This window comes from Halomonas sp. SpR1 (genome assembly GCF_031010175.1).
Classification (GTDB): Bacteria; Pseudomonadota; Gammaproteobacteria; order Pseudomonadales; family Halomonadaceae; genus Vreelandella.
On sequence record NZ_JAUAMB010000022.1, the window covers coordinates 1 to 17,759 of the forward strand.

The window sequence follows — 17,759 nt, forward strand, 5'->3', positions numbered from 1 at the left end:
TACTCATCGGGGCCAGAGGCGCCAGGAGACGACGCCTCATGCACAGGCCGGATATATGGCAGCAACCTGTTCCTGCATCGATGACCGAAGCCTTGCAAGCAGGGAGGAGACCATATATGGGTTTACAGCGCCTCCTCGTAGACCTGTCGCCGGGTTAGCCCCGGCTCGCTATCTGCTTAATTCACTCCTGCTCCGCCGCCCAAAATGCTTCAATCAAACCCTTACTGGAAGCATCCATCCGCGATAGATCTCCCTCATGGTCGATAATCTTTTGGGTATCCGTGGCAATCTGTTTGCCTAGCTCAACGCCCCACTGATCAAACGGATTAATATCCCAAATCACCGCCTGAACAAAGACCTTATGCTCGTAAAGCGCGATAAGCGAACCAAGGGTTGCTGGGGTAAGCTGATCAAGCAGCACCGTGGTCGAGGGCTGGTTGCCCCGGTAGCGCTTATGCTCCGGCCGCGGGCCGTCATCTTCCAAGGCGTCGTCGCCAAGCATCAATACCCGGGATTGGGCAAAGCAGTTGGCCAGCGCCAAACGGTGCTGAGTCTTCAGATGGCGCCGGGTATCCAGGTCTTCCACTTCATCATAACGCTTGAGCGGCGCTATGAAATCGCATACTACCGGCTGGGTGCCTTGGTGCAGCAACTGGTAAAAAGCATGCTGGGCATTAGGGCCAAGCTGACCCCAGAGTACCGGGCAGGTGGAGTAGTTAACCGGCTGGCCTTGGCGGGTAACCGACTTGCCGTTGGACTCCATCTCAAGCTGTTCAAGGTAAGCGGCAAAATACTCCAATCGTCCATCGTAGGGCAGTATGGAGTGCGCGCGAATATCTAGAAAATTAACGTTCCAGATGCCCGCCAAGCCAAGCAGTACCGGTAAATTATCTTCCATGGGCGCTTCAGAAAAGTGGCGATCCATGACGTGGGCACCGGCTAGAAACTCGCGGAAATTATCCATCCCCACGACTAGCGCAATCGGCAAGCCAATGGTACCCCACAACGAGTAGCGTCCGCCGACCCACTCCCAAAAGGTTAGTTGATGGTCATCTGCAATGCCCCACTCGGTCATTTTCTCAGGACTCGCCGATACACCGATAAAGTGTTGGCGCACCACTAACTCAGCGCTAATCGGCGTCGCACCATGCTGGGTTAAGCGGCTCAAGAGCCACTCTCGTGCCGTGTTAGCGTTGGAGAGCGTGTCAATGGTGGTAAACGACTTCGACGACAGTACAAAGATGGTGGTTTCAGGGTTTAGACGGCTAAGATAATCCGCTAACTGCGAGCCATCCATAGTCGAGGCAAAATGCACCTCAACCGGATGAATATCTTTGGGCCGAAAGTCTGCCAAAGCGTGGGTAACCATCAATGGCCCCAGGTCGGAGCCGCCAACGCCAAGATTAACCACATGCCGAATCGGTTTACCGGTGGCACCGCGCCACTGTCCTGCGTGCAGTCGGCAGACCAAGCGCTCCATTTGGGCAAGACTTTCGTGCACGGCAGCGACGATATCCTCCCCTTCAACCTCGAGCGTGGCATCGGCAGGTAAACGCAACGCCGTATGTAACGCCGGGCGATTTTCACTGACGTTCACTCGTTTACCGCTTAGCAGAGCTTCAATCGCCGAGGGCACACCCGCTTCAGTCGCCAGCGTAAACAGATGCTCGAGCGTATCGTCATCCCAACGCTGCTTGGAAAGATCCAGCGTCAAGCCCGCCACCTGGCGAGTAAAACTCTCCCAGCGCGTGGGTTCGGTGCCAAACAGCGTTTTTAGGTGAACGTGCTGCAGCGTTTCAGCATGATGCTTTAACGTCTGCCACGCAGGTAACGTATCGGGGGTAGCGCTTGATGCTGAGGCCATGTGGCATCTCCAGTGGCGTCGTTCCATGCAAGGTCTGTTCTGGGGTACTTTTCTGACTTACTGTTCTGACATACAAAGGGCGCGTAAACTACGCAACCTCATTAACAATACCGGCTTGCCCATGAGTGATGCATCTTACCGTGACGCTATCTTTTCGACACCCCTTGACCGCGTAGCGCGGTTCTCTTTCGATGAAAAAGTGGTCGCCTGTTTCCCTGATATGATCCGCCGATCAGTGCCTGGCTACGGGCAAATTCTGGGCATGCTGAGTTTAATTGCCCAGCGCCACCTTCGCCATGGCGCCCATGTATATGACCTCGGCTGCTCGCTTGGCGCTTCAGGTCTTGCTTTGGCTGGCGCGCTGCCACCTGATGCGTTTCGCTATACGGGCGTCGATCTGTCACCCGCCATGGTAGCCCAGGCACGGCAAACGTTTGCGGATGAGTGCCCAACGTATGCGATACAGGTGGAAGAAGCCGATATCCGTACCCTGGAGTATGCACCTTCGGGCATGATCATTCTCAACTTTACCCTGCAGTTTCTGCCCGCCGCTGACCGCGATGCGCTGTTGGCACGGCTCTATGCCGCGCTGGAGCCCGGCGGCGTGCTGATTCTTTCGGAGAAAACCGTCGATGCCGACGAGCGAGACAACGCCTGGCGGGTTGAGCGTTACCACGACTTCAAGCGCGCCAACGGCTACAGCGACCTGGAAATCAGCCAAAAACGCACAGCTCTGGAGAACGTCCTGGTGCCCGACACTCTGGACGCGCTGCATGGGCGTCTTAAGCAAGCCGGATTTCCACGCTCAATGACCTGGTTTCAGTACCTCAACTTTGCCTCGCTGATTGCGTTTAAGGAGGGTTAAAGGTGGCGCCGTTATCCGATGATCATCGCGCAATTTATCAGGCATTTTTGGATCAAGCCGTTCTCGACGCATCGCTTACTGCTTGGCTGGCGAAACTACCCGAGCAACTAGCTCACGGGCTTGACCGCAACCGTCACGGCGACCTTTCCGCCTGGGAGAAAGCCGTCGCTAAACTGCCCGCGCTTCCCACTGAGCGGCATGTCGACTTAAACAGCGATACCGTCAGCGTTGACCTGGAATTTAGCGATAGCCAGCAGCGCCAGTGCTTTAACCTACTAAGAAAGCTCGCCCCGTGGCGTAAAGGCCCTTTTCAACTGGGTGGCATCCATATTGACACCGAGTGGCGCTCGGACTGGAAATGGCAGAGAGTGGCACCACACCTGGCACCGCTAAAATATCGCAAAGTGCTCGATGTGGGCGGCGGCAGCGGTTACCACGCCTGGCGGATGGCAGGGGCTGGCGCAGCCTTTGTGTTGGTGATCGACCCTTCGCCACGTTTCTACTGGCAGTTTCAGGCGGTTCGCCACTTCGTCGGCGATGCCGATGGCGGTAGAACGCAGTTTTTACCCGTGGGTATAGAAGATGTGCCCGAGAACCTGGGCTTTTTCGATACGGTATTTTCCATGGGCGTGCTCTATCACCGCTCTGCACCGTTAGAACATCTTCAACAGCTAAAAGCGGCCATGGCGCCGGGCGGCGAGCTAGTGCTGGAAACCCTGGTGGTCGAAGGTGATGAGCGGACGGTCTTTGTCCCCGGCGAACGTTACGCCGCCATGCCCAACGTCTACTTTCTGCCCTCTTCAAAAGCACTGTGCCACTGGCTGGAGCGCTGTGGCTTTAACAACGTGCGGGTAGTTGATGAGGCGGTCACCACGTTAGACGAGCAGCGCTCAACGGAGTGGATGACCTACCAGTCGTTGGCTGATTTTCTCGACCCTAACGACCGCACCCGCACTATTGAAGGCTACCCCGCACCGCGCAGAGCGGTGATTCTGGCGAATAAACCGGGGTAATAACTACCTTCTTAAAATCACCAGCCAGCGCCCCAGGTTCATGACGCTAGCGAGAGAGGCAGCAACGTAGGTAAAGGCGCAGGCGGTGAGTACGTGCCGGGCACCGGGCATATCGTAAGGCGGCACGTACTCTTTCAACAGCGGCAGCGCGCGGTTAAAGCTGGCATCAAACTCTACCGGCAGGGTCACTAGATGCACCAATGCTGCGGTGCCAAAGCTAATAACTGCGATAGCAATCACTATCGCTAGACCACCCGGCAAACGCGTTAGTAGAAATAGAAAAGGCGCGGCCATCATGAGTAGAGCGCCGAGTTTTTCGGCTTTTTGGGCTACGCCGATTAAGCGGCTACGAGCCAGTAGAGGCGCGTAACCCTGGTAATGCTGAATGGCGTGGCCAACCTCGTGGGCAGCGACGGTGACAGCAGTTAGCGAACGGCCATCATAGTTGTCCGGGGAAAGCCTTACGCAGCGCGTTTCGGGGTCATAATGATCGCCAAACTCGGTGCGCTCGACACTCGCGCCTTCAATACCCAGTCGGCGCAGCAAATGATCGGCAAGCTCTGCCCCAGTGCCAGGATAGTCGTCACGACCACGAGTATGGCGTTTGAGCACCCACTTGGCCCATGCATTGGGGAGTACAAAAACGACCAGTGCGAAAATGATCAGCAGAACAACCATGGCAGTCTCTATCCATAAACAACCGCCGTTAGACAAACGACGGTAACAGGTTTTTTCTCAGCCTAGCGGTTATCAGATGAGTGCTTATCAGATTAGCTTTTACCATGGGGACTGACTTGGCAACAGCGTTGTGTGAGAGTGTGGTTATGCAGAGGTGTTGCGATGCTCCTCCACGTCGCGCTTAACGGCTGCTAAGCCGTGGGCAGAGATATGGCCCTGGGCGTGGGCATGCTCGGCAATCAGAACGCTATCGACGGCTAACACCAACTCACACTGGGTACCCACCAATTCATCGCGTAACCGCTGGATGGCCTGCTCACGCTTGGGATTTTTATCCACCCGGCGTATATAGATGGCTTTTATCCGATCCGGATAGGCTTTCACGATCTCGAAATACACTTCTGGATCGTGCTGACCGCTGTCGCCGATCAGTATGCAGGGCATCTCGTTGTAGAGGGTCAACATGCGATCGATCAGATCGCGCTTGTGCTCTTCTGCACGGCGCGGCCATGGGCGGCGTAAAGAGATGCCCCACTCACGTAAGAAGATAATCGGCCCAACGGGAATACGGTTTATCTGAAAAAAGGTTTCGAGCATTTCGTAAATGGCCCAGGGCCCCCGAGAGACATACAAGATGGGCCGTTCGGCGCGCTCGCTAACGCCACGATGCAGTGCTTGATAGAGCGATGCCACTCCAGGGAAAGCGGTGCGGCGGTGGGGTTTTTTGACAAATAGCCGGTAAAGCATTTTGAGCTTTTCCGCCACGCCGGTAAACATCACGGTGTCATCGATATCGCTGATCACCAGCAAATCTGCTTCGGGGGGTGGTACGTAAACTTCAACGTGAGTGCGCACCGGGGTTTGATCAGGGCAGTGCACCAAAATATCGGCGCGGTGCCAGGAGACATCAATGGGTAGAGCGTGACTGATCGGCAGATGCACATCGAAATAACCATCGCGATCCGTACCGACGCAGAGCTGATTTTCACCGATGTGGATTTCCACCTGCGCATCGGCAAGACCACGGCGCAAAACCCGCCGCGCCACATCGGCTGTATCGCGCCACATGCCATGGCGCGGGATCGCCCGGCCAAGTGCCGCCTGACGAAACACCCTACCCATGACAAATATTTCATGCTGAGAGCCGTAACCACGGTAGGGATGAACCACCATGCCACCGCGGCCACTGTCGCCCTTGATAGGCTTGGCAATAACATGGACAAGCCTTTTGACAAAGCTTGCCCACTGACGTAATACGCTCATCAAGCGTGTTGACCGGAGTGGCGTCCTTCCTGCAGCTCTTCGAGTAACTTGGCGTTAAAGGCATCCAAGTCTTTCGGCGTACGGCTAGTCACTAGCCCACTGTCAACAACGACGGGCTCATCCACCCATTCAACGCCGGCATTAAGTAGGTCTTGTGCAACGCTGGGGACAGACGTCATGCGGCGGCCATCCACTACACCCGCATTGATTAAAATCCAGGGCGCATGGCAAATAGCAGCCACTGGCTTGCCTGCTTCGAAAAACGCTTTTACGAAGCTTAATGCCTCGTCGTTGGTGCGCAGCTCATCGGGATTGAATAAGCCACCGGGAAGGACTAAAGCGTGATAGTCAGACTCACTAGCATCTGAAAGAGCTTTATCAGCTTCGTAGGTATCCCCCCAGTCGGTTTCAGCCCAGGCGCGAATTCCTTTACCGTCCGGGGACACTAAATGTACCTCAACCCCCTCTTTTTGCAGGGCGGCGCGGGGTACGCTCAGCTCAGACTCTTCAAAACCATCTGCGGCTAAAATAGCAACACGTTTACCGTTGAGTGCTTGTTTCATCATGCTCTCCTTTTCGTGATGATAGGCGTTTATAACGCACCACTAGTGTGGCGCATATTGCATCAGGGTCAAGCCCTCCTGCTTATGATACAAGAACGTCTACAGGCGCCCCAGACCTATAGAGGCTCTCGAATTGAGCGCTAGGCGTTATGTACAATGTTACCTGTCTCAGCGAGATCGTACCCTCTCAACTGCTTTGCCCGCTCGGTAAAACGCGCTTGATGCGCAAACGCCAATAGACGCTGTACAGAAGGTTCAAAATAGCTCCGCCGCCGCATGATTAAATCAAACGGCTCATCCCAGAGTGGAATGAAACCCAATTGCTGACAATGGGCGGCGGCTTCGACCCCCAGCCCCACATCGGCCTCGCCCTGAGCAATGCTGAGTGCCAAATCATCCTCGTTTAAGGACGCGTGTGGCGCCCAGTTCAGCGACGAGCTCTCTATCCCTGCTTGTTTTAGCAAACAGCTCAGCAGCCTTGCTGCCCCAGCATCTGGCTGGCGGTGGGCCACACGGACGTCGATTCGTTTTAAATCGCTAAGCCCGGAGATCTTCAGCGGGTTGTCAGCAGGCAAGAGGAGCCCCTGACGGCGCTTGGCCCAGCGCACTATCAATAGATCACGCATGCCACTTAAGCCGAGTGCGCCGGGTTCGTTGTAGCGTTGGGTGGAAGCATCGAGCAAATGAATCCCCCCCAACATCGCCTTGCCATCAAGTAAACGCCGTACACCGTCACCACTGCCTTGGCAGAGCATCGCCAGATCAGAGCCACTTTCCCGAATAGCCCACTCCAACAGCGGATCCTGGCTACCGGCCACCACGAGTGGCACCGACAGACGCTGCGCCTGGTCACCTTCCAAGTGATTCAACACCCATAGGTCTATTTGCTGACGGGGAAACAGCAGTTTTCCCGTTATCCGGCTGCACGGAATCTGGCCTTGGCGCACCAGGTCATACACCTTGCGCTCTTTTAAGCGCAGGTAGTCAGCGACTTCTGCGGTAGTCAAATAAGCGTGTCGTTCAGGCATCGCGATGGGTACCTCATTGCATGGCATTCACGCTGCGGCTTTGTGTAAGACTGTGTAAGACTGCATAAAACTGCATCAATTTCAGCTCAGAGTGCATTTAGTCACTCTACGGTACATGATGCCACTTCTTGCGCAATTGTTTTTACACACCCGTTCTCGAACACCCGTTCTCAAACAACAATGATGCAGACGCTCAATGCTGACCAGTGACAACGCTTTTAGTACCGCCCTCACCCTGATTCTGGGTATGGATAGCGCGCTTATCTCCATTGTGGCGCTCTCGCTGCAGGTATCCCTGATGGCGGTAGTGATCGCCAGCCTGATAGCGCTGCCCTTAGGCGCCGCCCTGGCATTGTGGCGCTTCCCCGGTCGCAACGTAATGATTGTTGCCCTTAATGCCTTGATGGGCTTGCCGCCAGTGGTCGCCGGGCTGTGCGTTTACCTGCTGCTATCACGGGCAGGCCCGCTGGGCGAATGGGGGCTGCTGTTCACCCCCACTGCCATGGTGATCGCTCAGGTGATTCTGGTAATGCCCATTATCGCCGCCCTAACACGTCAACAGGTCGAAGCGCTCCACGGCGAATATGCCGAACAGTTGAATTCACTGGGGCTTACGCGCCTGCGTATGATCCCTACTCTGCTATGGGATGCGCGCTTTGGGCTATTAACGGTGATCCTGGCAGGCTTTGGCCGCGCCAGCGCCGAGGTAGGCGCGGTAATGATTGTGGGTGGCAATATCGACGGTGTCACCCGGGTGATGACCACCAGCATTGTGCTGGAAACCAGCAAGGGCAACCTGCCCATGGCGCTTGGCTTGGGGATTATCCTGCTCGCCCTGGTCACCATGATTAATGCGATCGCCCATATCATTGGCGAAACGGCGAAAAGGCGGCTGGGATGAACGCGCATCATACGCCCCCTGTCGCTCCCCTTGAACTCGATAGCGTGGGCTTTATCCATCGCGGCCATACGCTGCTTAAGCCCACCTCACTGCGCTTGGCGGGCTGCCAGCGAACGCTAATAATGGGGCCGAATGGCGCTGGCAAAAGCCTGCTAATGCGCCTTGCCCATGGCCTATTGACGCCTACCAGCGGATCGGTTCGCTGGCAAGGCAAGCAGCCCGCGCAAGCGATGGTTTTTCAGCGCCCGGTGCTGCTGCGCCGCTCAGCGCTGGACAACCTCACCTATGTGCTAGCCATCAACAAAGCACCACGTCCAGAGCTGGCCACATTACCCCGAAAGGCGCAGGCAATGAGTGCCCTTGAGAAGTTTGGCTTAGCGCACCTCGCCAAACGCCCAGCGCGGGTGCTTTCCGGCGGCGAGCAGCAACGTTTGGCGTTGGCCCGGGCGTGGCTGCTCAACCCCCAAGTGCTGTTTTTAGATGAACCCACCTCGGCACTCGACCCCGCCGCCATCAAGGCCGTTGAAGATGCGGTATTGGAGTTTCATCACAGCGGTACTCGTATCGTCATGACCACCCATGATTTGCACCAAGCACGTCGTTTAGCCGATGACATTGTGTTTATGCATAACGGTGAACTACTCGAACACACTCCTGCCCACGCCTTTTTTACCGCCCCCACCTCACGTGAGGCGGGGGCGTTTACTCGTGGCGAACTGGTTTGGTAACCCTGAGATTAAGCAGTACTGGCATTGAAGCATCATCCTCAAGGAGCAATAAAATGAATAAGACCCGCGCATTTATTTTCGCAGGCAGCCTGGGACTGACCATTAGCAGCACGCTAATGGCGGCGGATGACTACATTACTCTGGCCTCCACCACCTCTACCGAAAACTCAGGCCTGTTTGACGCCATCATCCCCGCTTTCAGCAAAGAGACGGGGATTGATGTGCGTGTGGTGGCCGTGGGCACCGGCCAGGCGTTTGAAATTGGCCGCCGTGGCGATGCGGACAGTCTGTTGGTTCACGACACCGCTGGCGAAGAGCAGTTTGTGGCCGACGGTTATGCCACCGAACGGCAGAATGTGATGTACAACGATTTTGTGATTGTTGGCCCCAGCAACGACCCTGCGGGCATTCGTGACAGCGAAACCGTTACCGATGCCATGCAGCGTATCGCGGAGAGCGAGTCGCCCTTCGCTTCCCGGGGTGACGACAGCGGCACCAACCGCGCTGAACTGCGTTTGTGGGAAGATGCGGACATCACGCCCCAGGGCGAGTGGTATCGCGAATTGGGGAGTGGCATGGGCCCCACGCTTAACACCGCCGCCGGTATGGACGCCTATACGTTTACCGACCGTGCCACCTGGGTCGCCTTTGATAATCCGCAAGACCTTACCCTGCTGTTTGAAGGCGATGAAGCACTGTTCAACCAGTACGGTAGCCTGCTGCTCTCAGCCGAACGTCACCCGCACCTGAAGCACGACCTCGCTGCCCAGTGGCACGAGTGGCTTGTATCAGACGAGGGGCAGCAAGCGATTGCCGATTATGAGGTGGATGGCCAGCAGCTGTTTTTTCCGAACGCTGAATGATATTTGCGCTCCTTAAACACAGCGGCACGCCTGGGAGGCGTGCCGCTTCGTTTGGCATAATCGCATTTTCATAACGCAATCTTAGCCTTTAAACAGTTCATCGAGGGAGCTGGCGGTCAGCATCTGGGTTCCCCACTCACCGAGCTGTTCGTCGGTTGCCGTTGCGAGTTTTGTGTCCACCCATGACGGCAAATCGCCAAACTTGAACGCGAGCTGCATGCGAAGTAGCCCCGCAAAACCCTCTAGACGCCCTTCTAGACGCTCTTTCTTTACTAGGTTCACTAAGTTCTCTGCCAACATATCCTTATCCTCCACCAAACTGTTGAGCTGCCCCAGATTGACCTCAGCCCCAAGCCGTTGCAAGTGACGCTTGATCCAGCGGGTAACGATCCGGTCAATGCGCTCCTTGTTAGGATCCGCTTGAATGATAGCCACAATGCGATCTACCGCCTGTTGCAAGGCCTCCCAGCTTTCACCCGCATTCTCAACACTAAACACCCCACTGAGCGGCGTCCTTACTAGCCCTAACTGTTCATCAGTATAGCGCCCTTCATCAACTAGATAGTAGCGTAGTCGAGGCTGGTAAACCTGGAGAAAACCCGGCGGTTCTGGCGTTATCATGTCATAGATATCGGGTGGAGTTGTCCAGGACTTCGAGCCGTTATAGAGCACAATGGGCAAAATCGGTGGTAAGCCTTGACTAAACGTGGTGGCCTTTTGTTTAAGCAAATGATCGTAGAAGCAAGCAACGTAATGCATCAAACGAATAGGTATGGAGCGATCCACTGTGGACTGGAACTCCAGCAGAATATAAAGAAATACTTCTTGCGTCACACCTTCCCAAGTGACACTGACCGACCACACCACATCCTCGAACTTTTCCTCAAACAACGGCGTAATGTAATTGCCGCTATGGTTCTTCAGAGTGGAGAAATCCATTAAGGCGGCAAGCTCGTCAGGCGCAAAGCCCTCAATCAGCTGCTGAACAAACTCCGGGTAGCTGAATAACTCTTTGTAGCCGGTATCGTGATGATTGATGGTCACGGATGCCTCTAATTAGCTACGCTAGGCCATGAAGGAGGCGCCTAGAGCGCCCCCTCGACATACAACGATTTTTTAGCCTAACTGATTTCCCAGTAAACCACTGATATCTTTCGCTTCCCAGTGGGGGAAATGCTTGCGCACCAGGGCATTCAGGTCGCGCTCGAATGCCGCCCAATCGGTCGTTTTCGGCGTGGTTGGCGTCTCACTGGCGGTACCACGAATCATACCGGCACCTACGGTGACGTTGGTCAGCCGATCGATGATGATAAAACTACCGGTGCCTGGGCTGGTGCGGTAATCATCCACTGGAATGGCGGCGGTCAGTTCCACGTCGCAGCGGGCAATCGCATTTAAGTCCAGCGAATGCGTGGCATGTTTCTCCAAGGTATTGACGTCGATCTGGTACTCAATCGCGCTGACTTGGCCGGAAAGGTCACGAGTCGCCAGCTTGAAATCGTAAAGTTTACCCGGCGTTAACGCCTCGTCTTGCATCCAGACAATATCGGCTTTAAAGCTATTGGAGAGTGGCAGTTCGCTATCTGCCGCCACCAGCCAGTCGCCACGGGAGATATCGATCTCATCTTCCAGTGTCACGGTGATGGCCTGGCCAGGATAAGCCGCCGCGAGGTCGCCATCAAAGGTGACAATCCGAGCAACCCGTGATGTTTTACCCGATGGCAGCACCTTAACGGCTTGCCCAGGGCGTAACACACCAGCGGCCAGGGTGCCGCAGTAACCGCGAAAATCAAGGTTTGGGCGGTTAACGTACTGCACAGGTAGGCGCAGGTCACTAAGGTTTTGATCGCGGGTAATCTCGACGCTCTCTAATAACTCGATCAGCGTTTTTCCCTGATAGCCGTCACTGAAATACCAGGGCGTTTGTTCGCTGCGATTGACCACGTTGTCGCCATTCAGCGCCGACATGGGCACAAAGCGAATATCCGGCGCTTGGAGGTTAGTGGCAAAGGCGCGGTACTCATCGACTATCTCGTTAAAGCGCTGCTCGGAGAACTCCACCAGATCCATCTTATTGACCGCGATTACCAGGTGCTGAATACCCAGTAGGTCGGCAATAAAGCTATGCCGGCGAGTCTGGGTCTGCACGCCGTAGCGGGCATCGATCAGAATAATCGCCAGGCTGGCCGTTGAAGCGCCCGTGGCCATATTGCGGGTGTACTGCTCGTGCCCCGGGGTATCGGCGATAATAAACTTGCGTTTATCTGTGGAGAAGAAACGGTACGCCACATCGATGGTAATGCCCTGCTCACGCTCCGACTGCAGGCCATCCACCAATAGCGCCAAATCGACCGAATCACCGGTGGTGCCGCTGGTTTTAGAGGCTTGGGTAATCGCCGCCAACTGATCTTCAAAGATCATTTTCGAGTCGTGGAGCAAGCGACCAATCAGCGTCGACTTACCGTCGTCTACGCTGCCGCAGGTAATGAAACGCAGCAGATCTTTGTTCTCGTGCTCGTGCAGGTACTGCTCAATATTGTCGGCAATTAAATTGGATTGGTGAGACATTAGAAGTACCCCTCGCGCTTTTTCTTCTCCATCGAACCCACTTGGTCACGATCGATGGCACGGCCACTGCGCTCACTGGTTCGGGTCAGCAGCATCTCTTGAATAATTTCCGGCAGCGTCGCCGCTTCGGACTCCACCGCACCGGTCAGCGGGTAGCAGCCAAGCGTTCTAAACCGCACCGACTTCATTTCCGGCACTTCGTCGGGCGCTAACGGCATACGGTCGTCATCCACCATAACTTGCATACCGTCGCGCTCAACGATAGGTCGCTTGGCCGAGTAGTAGAGCGGCACGATGGGAATCGACTCTAAGTAGATGTACTGCCAAATATCCAGCTCGGTCCAGTTGGAGAGCGGAAACACGCGGATCGATTCGCCTTTATTGACCTTGGCGTTATAGACGTTCCAAAGTTCAGGGCGCTGATTCTTGGGATCCCAGCGGTGATACTTATCGCGGAAGGAGTAGACGCGCTCTTTGGCCCGGGACGCCTCTTCATCGCGACGGGCGCCACCAAAGGCCGCATCAAACCCGTGCTTGTCCAGCGCTTGCTTAAGCGCCTGGGTTTTCATGATATCGGTGTATTTAGCGCTGCCGTGGTCAAAGGGGTTGATATTGGCGGCCCGCCCCTCTTCGTTGGTGTGAACGATCAACCGCATGCCGGCCTCTTCAGCCATGCGGTTGCGGAACTCGATCATCTCGCGAAATTTCCACGTGGTGTCTACGTGCAGCAGCGGAAATGGCGGCGTACCTGGGTAAAAGGCTTTCCGCGCCAAGTGCAGCATCACAGAAGAGTCTTTGCCGATGGAGTACATCATCACCGGGTTGGAGAACTCGGCAGCGACTTCACGAATAATATGAATAGACTCGGCTTCTAACTGCTTGAGATGGGTCAAGCGCGCGGCATCAGGGGCGTTAAAAGCCTCCCCCTGCATCGCTGAAGAAACAGTAGACAATTGGGTCATGGCCCCTTACCTCACAAAAACATGCTCGTCACACAAGCTAGAAACAGTGTACGTTCTGAATATTGTACGTTCGAATGCAGGTAGGGTAACGCCGAGTTGATAATAACCCAAAAGAATTAATAACTATCTTTTTATTCCTAAAACACCTATCGAAGATTAAAAACACGCTAGGTCTATTAATCGATGCGCTCAATCCAGCTCTGCCACTCACTTCCCTGGGCATCGCTCCACGCCAAATCGATTACCCGATAGCCAGGGCGGGAAGCTTCATCAATGGCGAACTGCTCGGCACTGGGCAGAAACTGATCGGCCATCGCCGGGCAGCCATAAACATCAATGGTCGTTTCACCTATGCCTATATCTGGGCCTAAAATATGGTGCTCAGCGTAGGCTTGGTGCGCGTGACCAAACAGGATGATCTTGACCTGTGGGTATTGGCTTAGCAGTTGCCAAAATGCGTCGCGATCTTGTAGCCCAATGGCATCCATCCACACCGCGCCCACGTCCACCGGCGGGTGATGCATGGCAATCAGCGTGGGCCGGTCATCCTCCTCTAACTGCTCAGCCAGCTTGGCTAGCCGCTCGCTGCCCAGTTCCCCAAAAGGTTTGCCCGCCACCTGGGTATTGAGCAGCAGGATGCGCCACGAAACCATGTCCACTTGATCGACCATCGGCCGCTCGGCCGCCATGAACTCGGGCTGATCGTGATTACCCGGCAGCCAGTACCAGGGGCAAGGTAAAACTTCCATTGCCTGCACTGCCAAGGCGTAGGAAGCGGCTGACTCATCCTGGCTAATATCTCCGGTAAACAGCACGATATCGGGCTTCTCGGCGACGACTGCGCTCAATACCTGTTGAAACTGTCGCCAGGGCACTCCCGCGCGGGAGCGCGCTTCGATATCGGCGTAGAGATGAGCGTCGGTAATTTGCACCACGCGCATTAGGGTATCTCCGGCACATCGACGGTATGACCATGAGCGAGCCCATGAGCCAGCCACTCGCCTAAGAAGCGGTTGAGCTGCAGCTTCTCATCCGGCTGATGCATTCGGGCGTTGGGGTAGCGGTAGCGGCCATTAAAGTGGCGTTCGCGCTGAAAATCGGTGACTTCCGCCATGCGCACATCGTGATAGAGATGTACACGCATACGCGGCCCTTCCAAAACGGTATCAAACGGGCCTGTCTGAGAAACATCCACCATGGTGGTGTAAGGCGCCTGCTCTTGAATGTAGAGATGCAGATCGCCGAAATAGTGTTTATCTCCACGCAGGGCAATATCACGACGCTGGCCGGCCTCCATATCGCCCACCAGGCGCACCAAACGTAAATAGTTGGCGCTGCACTCCCCTTGGAGCGATTTTAAATCGGTGACATAGGCCGTTCTCGCCATGTTCACTCCTTGTCTGTTTCGCTTTGCGTCGTTTCGCTGTTCGTCGTGTCACTTTTCGTCGTATCACTTTTCAACAAAGCTCGCTGAGAGGCGGCACGCAGTGAGGCTCGTTGGCTATTAAGCCAATGTAGACCAATTAACGACATGGCGTTGTCGAGCCGCCCCTGCGTCAAGAGCTCCCAGGCGTTGGCAAACGGCATAACGTGAACACGAATGTCCTCATGCTCTTCGTCTAAGCCATGAATCCCGCCCAAGCCTTGGGTATCTACCAAACCACAAAATAGTGTCACTTGCTCGTTGCAGGCACCAGGGCTTGGGTAATAGGTGTGAAGTTTGGTCAGTTCAGTCACTTTGCAACCAGCCTCTTCCCACGCCTCGCGACGCGCCACTTCTTCAAGCGGTTCATCTTTTTCTGCCAAACCGGCCACAAGTTCGAGCTTCCAGGGAGACACGGCGTCATCAATGGCGCCTGCCCGAAACTGCTCAATAAGTACCAGCGCGTCACGCTCAGGGTCGTACAGCAGCACACCCACCGCATCAAAGCGATTGTGCACTTCGCGACGCATGGGTTCGCTCCAGCCACCTTCAAAAAGCCGATGGCGAAGCTCTAAGGCTTCCAGGCGGAAGAACCCCTGATGGAGCGTTTCCCGTTTAAGCAGCTCAACATCATCGCGCTTTAAGTCTGGAACGCTAAGCGCCGTATTCTTAAAGGGAGAGCTCTGAAAAGTGGGATTCTGAACAGATTCGTTCTTGGAGTTGGACGCCATGAGGCACTCCCGGTGGTGATAATCGCTCTATTATCAATGCTTGCCACCGGGAATGCCAATTCAGCGTATGGATTACAGCTGATTAAGCAGCGCCTGGGCGTCGCGGCGTAGCGCTTCATCGGAGACTTGCCGATTTTCACGGGCAGTACCGTTAACCGCCCGCTGGGCGTGCTCGCGAGCGGCCTGCTCGTTACCCTCTTCTTTCAAGAAGGCGGCATAGTAGTAGTTAACATCAATACCATCTGGGCGGATCTCCAGAGCACGCTGGAACATACGCTCAGCGGTATCGCTATTGCCAAAACCGAGTGGCCGCCCCGGTGCGCGGTCATATAAGGCACCGAGCGTGACGTAGGCAGAGCCATTCAACCCCTGGGGGTCAATTTCGATCGCCTTTTCTAACGCATCACGCGCATCGCCTGCGGTGCCTAACGCGCCTAAACCGCCACGCTCACGGGCATAAGAAGCCAGAATAATCCCCTGCCAGACAAGTACGTCAGCTTCATCGCTATGCTGCTCGGCTAATTGCTCCGCTTCGCCAGCCAAAGACTTAAGGGTGCGTTCCCTTTCGTTGGCGGGCATCTCAGTCACAGTATGCTCCCAACGATTCTTCAGCGAGAATAACTCACTTTCAAATGCGGTAGCGGTTAACGAAGAGAGCGCCAGCGTGCTGCCAATAGCGGCAGCGATCAAAGTGCGTGATAAGGATATACGTGAAAAAGAGGGAGTTCGCATAGTTGCTCCTAAATTATTGTTGTCCTACTTAGATCGTCCATAAGACCCACCAACAGCGGGCCTCTCCTCCAATATAGCAAAAAATCTAACGAACGTTTGAATGATTTACCAACAGTATGCAGCTTGGTTGCTTGGCGCAATTAACGTAAGGTAGATAGCTCGAAACACGATAGGGAATAGGTAATGAAAGGCCGCAACATGACCCGCTGGCGCGATCCAGCCAAAGATCCGCGTCAAGCCCCTAAGAGCAACCTGATTACCCCAGAAGGGGCGGCTCGCTTGCGCGCTATTTTGGATCATCTGTCGCGGGTCAAACGCCCCGCTATTTCTGCAAAGGTCGGCGAAGCGGCAGCTCAAGGTGACCGCAGTGAAAATGCCGATTACACCTATAACAAGAAAGAGCTGAACCGCGTTATCGCCCGCATCACCTACCTGACGAAACGTCTGGATGAATTGCAAATCGTTGATCGCCTACCCGCCGATACGAGCAAAGTATTTTTTGGCGCCTATGTCAGCCTTGAGGATGAAAATGGCGGAGAGGTACATCTCAGAATCGTTGGCCATGATGAAATCGACACCAAAAAACGCTGGATCAGTATCGATGCCCCCATGGCCAAAGCATTGCTCGGCAAGCAGGTGGGTGATGAAGCCAAAGTGCTCACGCCTAACGGTGATACGTTTTATACCATCACCGCCATTGATTACTCTGGCTAACCCCTGCGTCATTAACGCCGTCTAGTTCCGTAAGGCCTAATCTTGTAAGGAATAGTCCACTGTGGTGACGACGCGAACACGCTTGGTTTGCGGCGTGTAGCTGTCCAAGTCCTCAATGGAGAAGTAGCCCTGCGTCGCCTGACGAATCTGGCCCACCTGGCTACCGGAATCCTCGGCAAACTGCTGTGCGGCATTGCGCGCATCAGCAGTGGCCGCCGCGATCATCTCGGGTTTTATAGCGTCAAGACCGGTAAATAGAAACTCCGTGCGGTATTCGTAGCTGGGCGAGAGCAGTACGCCCTCTCGCACCAGCGACGTCGCATTGGGGATCGCCTCAATCACACCCTCAACATCCGGTGAGCGCAGCAGCAGCGTCGCTTCCGCGCGGTAGCGTTCATCCGGGCGCTGACCACCGTACTGATTGCTAAACTGGTCGGTAATCCTCGGCGGAGTGGAGCTAACATGCTCAGATGCAAACCCTTGCGCCTCCAGGAAATCGCGAATCGCCTGTTCGTCGTTGGATAACTGCTGCTCAAGGTCGCTCAAGCTATTAGCACTGACGCTGTAGTTGAAAGGCCAAAGTACCAAGTCCGCAGGCACTTCTCTTTCGGCTAAGCCGCGCACTGTCACGCTTCGTGACGACTGCTGCCACACTTCCGCGGCGCCCTTGATATAACTACCACTCCATACCAACCCCAGCGCCAGCAGTCCGCCCAGCAAAACGGCGCTGCCCAATACGGCCGTATTTCGAATATTCCCCGCCATCTTCTTCACTCCCGCACACTACCGTTAAATTAACGACTACTTATTTGCATCTTAGCCCTTAACAACCATAGCCCTTAACAACCATAGTCCTTAACAAC

General features: G+C 55.1%; 19 protein-coding genes. 6 read left to right on the plus strand and 13 right to left on the minus strand.

Translation table 11 applies throughout. The features are described from left to right. Positions 1-181 precede the first annotated feature (181 nt). A complete protein-coding gene (gene pgi, locus QT231_RS15280) occupies positions 182-1,864 on the minus strand; it encodes a glucose-6-phosphate isomerase (protein WP_308337712.1) in 1,683 nt (560 codons plus the stop codon). 121 nt (positions 1,865-1,985) lie between these two features. Between pgi and cmoA the strand changes: the two genes are divergently transcribed. Further along, positions 1,986-2,729 (plus strand): carboxy-S-adenosyl-L-methionine synthase CmoA, encoded by a 744-nt coding sequence (gene cmoA / locus QT231_RS15285; RefSeq protein WP_308337713.1) that lies wholly within the window; start codon positions 1,986-1,988, stop codon positions 2,727-2,729. A gap of 2 nt (positions 2,730-2,731) precedes the next feature. Further along, positions 2,732-3,742: a tRNA 5-methoxyuridine(34)/uridine 5-oxyacetic acid(34) synthase CmoB gene (gene cmoB / locus QT231_RS15290; protein ID WP_308337714.1), complete on the plus strand. Its 1,011-nt coding sequence runs from the start codon at positions 2,732-2,734 to the stop codon at positions 3,740-3,742. Positions 3,743-3,745: 3 nt separating this feature from the next. Here cmoB and QT231_RS15295 read toward each other — a convergent pair whose 3' ends face one another. The 4 genes from QT231_RS15295 to QT231_RS15310 all read right to left on the minus strand — a co-directional run bounded on the left by QT231_RS15295 (position 3,746) and on the right by QT231_RS15310 (position 7,274). Next, positions 3,746-4,420, minus strand: coding sequence for a zinc metallopeptidase (locus QT231_RS15295; RefSeq protein ID WP_308337715.1), 675 nt, complete (start codon positions 4,418-4,420; stop codon positions 3,746-3,748). 144 nt (positions 4,421-4,564) lie between these two features. Beyond that, positions 4,565-5,683 carry a phosphatase domain-containing protein gene (locus tag QT231_RS15300; RefSeq protein WP_308337716.1) on the minus strand — a complete coding sequence of 373 codons (1,119 nt, stop codon included), beginning with the start codon at positions 5,681-5,683 and terminating at the stop codon, positions 4,565-4,567. Then, the gene (locus QT231_RS15305; protein ID WP_308337717.1) at positions 5,683-6,246 is read right to left on the minus strand and encodes a type 1 glutamine amidotransferase domain-containing protein; all 564 of its coding nucleotides are present in this window, start codon (positions 6,244-6,246) and stop codon (positions 5,683-5,685) included. Before QT231_RS15305 ends, QT231_RS15300 begins: the two co-directional genes overlap by 1 nt. A 140-nt stretch (positions 6,247-6,386) precedes the next feature. After that, positions 6,387-7,274, minus strand: coding sequence for a helix-turn-helix transcriptional regulator (locus tag QT231_RS15310; RefSeq protein ID WP_308337718.1), 888 nt, complete (start codon positions 7,272-7,274; stop codon positions 6,387-6,389). A 196-nt stretch (positions 7,275-7,470) separates the two neighbouring features. Here QT231_RS15310 and QT231_RS15315 point away from each other — a divergent pair, with 196 nt between their 5' ends. From QT231_RS15315 to QT231_RS15325, 3 genes are read left to right on the plus strand one after another with little or no spacing between them, the layout of a single operon-like run. After that, on the plus strand, positions 7,471-8,175 hold the full coding sequence (locus QT231_RS15315) for an ABC transporter permease (RefSeq protein WP_308337719.1): 705 nt from the start codon (positions 7,471-7,473) through the stop codon (positions 8,173-8,175). Then, on the plus strand, positions 8,172-8,903 hold the full coding sequence (locus tag QT231_RS15320) for an ATP-binding cassette domain-containing protein (RefSeq protein WP_308337720.1): 732 nt from the start codon (positions 8,172-8,174) through the stop codon (positions 8,901-8,903). The genes QT231_RS15315 and QT231_RS15320 overlap by 4 nt, the downstream gene beginning before the upstream one ends. 53 nt (positions 8,904-8,956) lie before the next feature. Further along, positions 8,957-9,766, plus strand: coding sequence for a substrate-binding domain-containing protein (locus QT231_RS15325; RefSeq protein ID WP_308337721.1), 810 nt, complete (start codon positions 8,957-8,959; stop codon positions 9,764-9,766). A gap of 81 nt (positions 9,767-9,847) precedes the next feature. Here QT231_RS15325 and QT231_RS15330 read toward each other — a convergent pair whose 3' ends face one another. From QT231_RS15330 to QT231_RS15360, 7 genes are all read right to left on the minus strand, one after another. Then, complete coding sequence (locus QT231_RS15330; RefSeq protein ID WP_308337722.1) at positions 9,848-10,810, minus strand: Rpn family recombination-promoting nuclease/putative transposase; 963 nt, start codon at positions 10,808-10,810, stop codon at positions 9,848-9,850. A 72-nt stretch (positions 10,811-10,882) separates the two neighbouring features. Continuing rightward, on the minus strand, positions 10,883-12,334 hold the full coding sequence (gene cysN / locus QT231_RS15335; RefSeq protein ID WP_308337723.1) for a sulfate adenylyltransferase subunit CysN: 1,452 nt from the start codon (positions 12,332-12,334) through the stop codon (positions 10,883-10,885). After that, positions 12,334-13,266 carry a sulfate adenylyltransferase subunit CysD gene (cysD, locus tag QT231_RS15340; RefSeq protein WP_308337789.1) on the minus strand — a complete coding sequence of 311 codons (933 nt, stop codon included), beginning with the start codon at positions 13,264-13,266 and terminating at the stop codon, positions 12,334-12,336. Before cysD ends, cysN begins: the two co-directional genes overlap by 1 nt. 206 nt (positions 13,267-13,472) lie before the next feature. Continuing rightward, positions 13,473-14,237: a phosphodiesterase gene (locus QT231_RS15345; protein WP_308337724.1), complete on the minus strand. Its 765-nt coding sequence runs from the start codon at positions 14,235-14,237 to the stop codon at positions 13,473-13,475. Beyond that, complete coding sequence (locus QT231_RS15350) at positions 14,237-14,683, minus strand: DUF1249 domain-containing protein (protein ID WP_308337725.1); 447 nt, start codon at positions 14,681-14,683, stop codon at positions 14,237-14,239. Before QT231_RS15350 ends, QT231_RS15345 begins: the two co-directional genes overlap by 1 nt. A gap of 2 nt (positions 14,684-14,685) precedes the next feature. Further along, a complete protein-coding gene (locus tag QT231_RS15355; RefSeq protein WP_308337726.1) occupies positions 14,686-15,450 on the minus strand; it encodes an NUDIX domain-containing protein in 765 nt (254 codons plus the stop codon). Positions 15,451-15,522: 72 nt separating this feature from the next. After that, a complete protein-coding gene (locus QT231_RS15360) occupies positions 15,523-16,182 on the minus strand; it encodes a hypothetical protein (RefSeq protein WP_308337727.1) in 660 nt (219 codons plus the stop codon). Positions 16,183-16,365: 183 nt separating this feature from the next. Here QT231_RS15360 and greB point away from each other — a divergent pair, with 183 nt between their 5' ends. Beyond that, positions 16,366-16,896: a transcription elongation factor GreB gene (gene greB / locus QT231_RS15365; protein WP_308337728.1), complete on the plus strand. Its 531-nt coding sequence runs from the start codon at positions 16,366-16,368 to the stop codon at positions 16,894-16,896. 36 nt (positions 16,897-16,932) lie between these two features. Here the strand turns inward: greB and QT231_RS15370 are convergent, their stop codons facing one another. Beyond that, on the minus strand, positions 16,933-17,661 hold the full coding sequence (locus QT231_RS15370) for an SIMPL domain-containing protein (RefSeq protein ID WP_308337729.1): 729 nt from the start codon (positions 17,659-17,661) through the stop codon (positions 16,933-16,935). Positions 17,662-17,759: the final 98 nt, after the last annotated feature.

Excerpts from the sequence above, each read along its gene's own strand:
- pgi (WP_308337712.1), bottom strand. The coding sequence starts at position 1,864 with ATGGCCTCAGCATCAAGCGCTACCCCCGATACGTTACCTGCGTGGCAG.
- cmoA (WP_308337713.1), top strand. The coding sequence starts at position 1,986 with ATGAGTGATGCATCTTACCGTGACGCTATCTTTTCGACACCCCTTGAC.
- QT231_RS15295 (WP_308337715.1), bottom strand. The coding sequence starts at position 4,420 with ATGGTTGTTCTGCTGATCATTTTCGCACTGGTCGTTTTTGTACTCCCC.
- QT231_RS15300 (WP_308337716.1), bottom strand. The coding sequence starts at position 5,683 with ATGAGCGTATTACGTCAGTGGGCAAGCTTTGTCAAAAGGCTTGTCCAT.
- QT231_RS15305 (WP_308337717.1), bottom strand. The coding sequence starts at position 6,246 with ATGAAACAAGCACTCAACGGTAAACGTGTTGCTATTTTAGCCGCAGAT.
- QT231_RS15310 (WP_308337718.1), bottom strand. The coding sequence starts at position 7,274 with ATGCCTGAACGACACGCTTATTTGACTACCGCAGAAGTCGCTGACTAC.
- QT231_RS15315 (WP_308337719.1), top strand. The coding sequence starts at position 7,471 with ATGCTGACCAGTGACAACGCTTTTAGTACCGCCCTCACCCTGATTCTG.
- QT231_RS15320 (WP_308337720.1), top strand. The coding sequence starts at position 8,172 with ATGAACGCGCATCATACGCCCCCTGTCGCTCCCCTTGAACTCGATAGC.
- QT231_RS15325 (WP_308337721.1), top strand. The coding sequence starts at position 8,957 with ATGAATAAGACCCGCGCATTTATTTTCGCAGGCAGCCTGGGACTGACC.
- cysN (WP_308337723.1), bottom strand. The coding sequence starts at position 12,334 with ATGTCTCACCAATCCAATTTAATTGCCGACAATATTGAGCAGTACCTG.
- cysD (WP_308337789.1), bottom strand. The coding sequence starts at position 13,266 with ATGCAGGGGGAGGCTTTTAACGCCCCTGATGCCGCGCGCTTGACCCAT.
- QT231_RS15345 (WP_308337724.1), bottom strand. The coding sequence starts at position 14,237 with ATGCGCGTGGTGCAAATTACCGACGCTCATCTCTACGCCGATATCGAA.
- QT231_RS15350 (WP_308337725.1), bottom strand. The coding sequence starts at position 14,683 with ATGGCGAGAACGGCCTATGTCACCGATTTAAAATCGCTCCAAGGGGAG.
- QT231_RS15355 (WP_308337726.1), bottom strand. The coding sequence starts at position 15,450 with ATGGCGTCCAACTCCAAGAACGAATCTGTTCAGAATCCCACTTTTCAG.
- QT231_RS15360 (WP_308337727.1), bottom strand. The coding sequence starts at position 16,182 with ATGCGAACTCCCTCTTTTTCACGTATATCCTTATCACGCACTTTGATC.
- greB (WP_308337728.1), top strand. The coding sequence starts at position 16,366 with ATGAAAGGCCGCAACATGACCCGCTGGCGCGATCCAGCCAAAGATCCG.
- QT231_RS15370 (WP_308337729.1), bottom strand. The coding sequence starts at position 17,661 with ATGGCGGGGAATATTCGAAATACGGCCGTATTGGGCAGCGCCGTTTTG.